Genomic DNA, 2,718 nt, shown 5'->3' with positions numbered 1-2,718 from the left:
CTTGTCCGCACTTTCTCTGACGGCTTTTTGTAAATTTTCTTGTTGACCCGGTGTGAGAAAACCTCTAGCTGGCATGGCAGTAAATACAATACTTATCCAATTCCCATTTTATGCAAATTAAAGGTACAACAGCTTACCTTTGTCATCAACCGCCAGCATCGTGCTTATACTGGCAAGATTTCAAAAGAAACAATAATTAACAGTATTGCCACAGCATCTGGTGAGCTTGGTTCTTGCGCTGATTACCTGATGCAAACTGTTAACGGATTAATGAAAGTTGGAATTAAAGATCAGCAACTGCTTTGGCTTTCCAAGCAGGTGTCGGCCCGGCTGGATTAGTTTCTTACAGCGATCGCTACATCAGCACACAAGTCATTCAGAACAGCGTAGAAAATCCAAGTAGCGTATATTTGCATTTGTACACCGTTAGTACCACCAACCCACAGATAGGACAAGCCCAACAATCGCTTAGTCAATAAAAATGCGTCCTCAATCCGCCAACGTCGTCGGTATAAATCACAAACTTCTTGTGCCGAAAGCTGTTGTGGGTCAAGAACATTAGTTAAGTAATGATACCAAGTCTTACCCCACAATACTGATACTAGGCGCATGGGATGGTGGCAAGGGTGAGTGCCCTAGCTGTCTAATTGGTATGAAAAAGCTTGAGACTCAAGCAGAGAAAGGAGTTCCTGATGTTGATTAACCAAAGCTTGTATTGTGCTAACTGGATTACGATGAAGGCGACGTTTTTGTTGGCGAGGAACTTCCGCTAAAGCTAATTTACGACGTTGAGTTTTATACTCAGTTATAGGTACTTGCTGGATTTGTTTAAGTAAGTGTTGTTCGCTTTCGGCAAGAAAGAGAACTTGATATTGCCCAAAATCACGTAATTCAGCAGTTGATTTGCGCCCCTTAAAGCCTGGTCAACCCAAACTGACAACAGAGATAAATAATCTGTGTCAATTTCTCGACATGGTAAACTACGTAGTATAAAACCTATCGCTGATAATGGCATCACCGTGGTCGGGTAGCAGGACTATAAGTAATCTAACAAAATTAATTACACAAATGAATATACAATATAATCTTGGATTTACTTAGATAAAAATTAGGGTTTAAATGATTTTTTTTAGAGAAATAAATCCGCTTTCTTTGAAACTACTGGAGCGCATCTATCGCCAAAGTCGATATCATCAGGTGCGGCAAAGAGCGCATTTCTTAATGCTAGCCTGTCAGGGAATAGAGTTAGAAAAATTAATGACAATATTTAATGTTAGCTATAAAACAATATATAACTGGATAAATCGTTGGGAATCAGAGGGAATGGTAGGACTGTATAATAAACCGGGGAGAGGGCAGGGCGGCCGCATCATGTCAACAAGTAAAGTCTATTGAGAATATACTTAAAAATAATGTCATTAACTCTTGCTTATTGCGAAAATATTTGGCGATTGTTTGGGGCTTAAAAAATAATCAAACGCGAAATCCTCATTTTTTCGTTGGTTTTTAACCTTCGTTGTGATCAAGAGTAATTTAGATGCGTTTGCCCTGGGGGAGAGGGAGAAAACGAATATTTAGTCCAGAACAAGAAGCAGAAATTAGAGAGTGGGCAAAACTTGAACCAAGACAACTAAAAAAGACGCTACAAAAAATTCAATCAGAATGGGATATTGAAGTTAGCACTGAAACCATTAAGAGAATATTGAAAAATTTTTATATGAGTTGGCATAGAATGCGACGAGATGTTGGAGGAGAGCCAGACCCTATAGAATACAAGGAAAAATCAGCACAGTTAACAGAGTTTAAACGATTAGAATCCGAAGGTAAAATTAATTTATATTACTTAGATGAGACCGGATTTTGTCTCATTCCTTCTGTTCCTTATGGATGGCAAAACATCGGAGAGTATTTAACTATTCCTAGTCGCCGTAGTTCGCGCTTGAATGTTTTAGGAATCATGAATCGAAATAATCACCTTGAAACTTATGTTTCAACTCAAAGTATTAATTCGGATGTAATTATTGCTTGCATTGATGCGTTCTTTCCTCAGGTAGATAAACCGACCGTGATTGTTGTTGATCAATCCTCTATTCATACCAGTGGGATTATTCTTGATAAAATTGAAGAATGGTCAGAACGTGGTATTACTATCTTTCAATTACCTTCCTATTCACCTGAGTTAAATTTGATTGAAATTTTGTGGCGATTTATTAAGTATCAATGGATTGAAATTGATGCTTACAAAAATTGGCAAACTTTTGTAGCATCTGTGGAAAAGATTCTTCGAGAGTTTGGTAAAAACTATGTAATTAATTTTGTTTAGCTACTTATCACTGGAAGCTGGAGAATCCACGAGAAGTTACACCAATTTCTTACATTGGCCAACTGGGGATTTTTGAAGTACCTGATAAATTGATCAGGAGTGCGATCGCCTCATGAAATCAGTCCTTTCACTTTTCTCCGGCATCGGTGGACTCTGCCACCACGGAATATCAGCCGCAGGTCTATCCCACAAATTCCGAGTCCAGCAATTTGTCGAAATCTCCCCTTATTCTCAATCACAATTGCACCATGAACAACCAGGAATTCCAATCCACGCAGATATCACTAACTAGCATCGCACAGCGGCATAGATTTTGGTAGCTCCGCGTTCAATAAAGGATTCAACCAGTGCCTTGCCAATGCCACGATTTGCGCCTGTAACTAGAACAATTTTGT

Annotated in this window: 5 protein-coding genes and 1 pseudogene; 4 read left to right on the top strand and 2 right to left on the bottom strand. The window is 38.9% G+C overall.

Annotation, left to right across the window (positions count from 1 at the left end; translation table 11 throughout):
- The first annotated feature begins 42 nt into the window (after positions 1-42).
- Positions 43-339, top strand: a complete 297-nt coding sequence (locus H6G26_RS40740; protein ID WP_242054390.1) for a gamma-glutamylcyclotransferase — start codon at positions 43-45, stop codon at positions 337-339.
- A 5-nt stretch (positions 340-344) separates the two neighbouring features.
- Here the strand turns inward: H6G26_RS40740 and H6G26_RS40735 are convergent.
- Positions 345-632: pseudogene (locus H6G26_RS40735) on the bottom strand (transposase); the annotation flags it as partial.
- Positions 633-1,119: 487 nt separating this feature from the next.
- On the opposite strand from H6G26_RS40735, the gene H6G26_RS40730 reads away from it, so the two are divergent.
- The 3 genes from H6G26_RS40730 (at position 1,120) to H6G26_RS40720 (ending at position 2,615) form a co-directional block, all read left to right on the top strand.
- The gene (locus H6G26_RS40730; protein WP_242054389.1) at positions 1,120-1,395 is read left to right on the top strand and encodes a helix-turn-helix domain-containing protein; all 276 of its coding nucleotides are present in this window, start codon (positions 1,120-1,122) and stop codon (positions 1,393-1,395) included.
- A 142-nt stretch (positions 1,396-1,537) separates the two neighbouring features.
- The gene (locus tag H6G26_RS40725; RefSeq protein ID WP_242054388.1) at positions 1,538-2,323 is read left to right on the top strand and encodes an IS630 family transposase; all 786 of its coding nucleotides are present in this window, start codon (positions 1,538-1,540) and stop codon (positions 2,321-2,323) included.
- A gap of 112 nt (positions 2,324-2,435) precedes the next feature.
- On the top strand, positions 2,436-2,615 hold the full coding sequence (locus H6G26_RS40720; protein WP_242054387.1) for a hypothetical protein: 180 nt from the start codon (positions 2,436-2,438) through the stop codon (positions 2,613-2,615).
- Here H6G26_RS40720 and H6G26_RS40715 read toward each other — a convergent pair.
- On the bottom strand, positions 2,612-2,713 hold the full coding sequence (locus H6G26_RS40715) for a hypothetical protein (RefSeq protein ID WP_347242607.1): 102 nt from the start codon (positions 2,711-2,713) through the stop codon (positions 2,612-2,614). The two genes, H6G26_RS40720 and H6G26_RS40715, sit on opposite strands and share 4 nt — an antisense overlap.
- Positions 2,714-2,718 lie beyond the last annotated feature (5 nt).

Source organism: Nostoc sp. FACHB-888, assembly GCF_014696655.1.
Classification (GTDB): Bacteria; Cyanobacteriota; Cyanobacteriia; order Cyanobacteriales; family Nostocaceae; genus Nostoc.
Note: the sequence above shows the minus strand (reverse complement) of the source record. Positions and strands in the feature narration are given on the sequence as shown.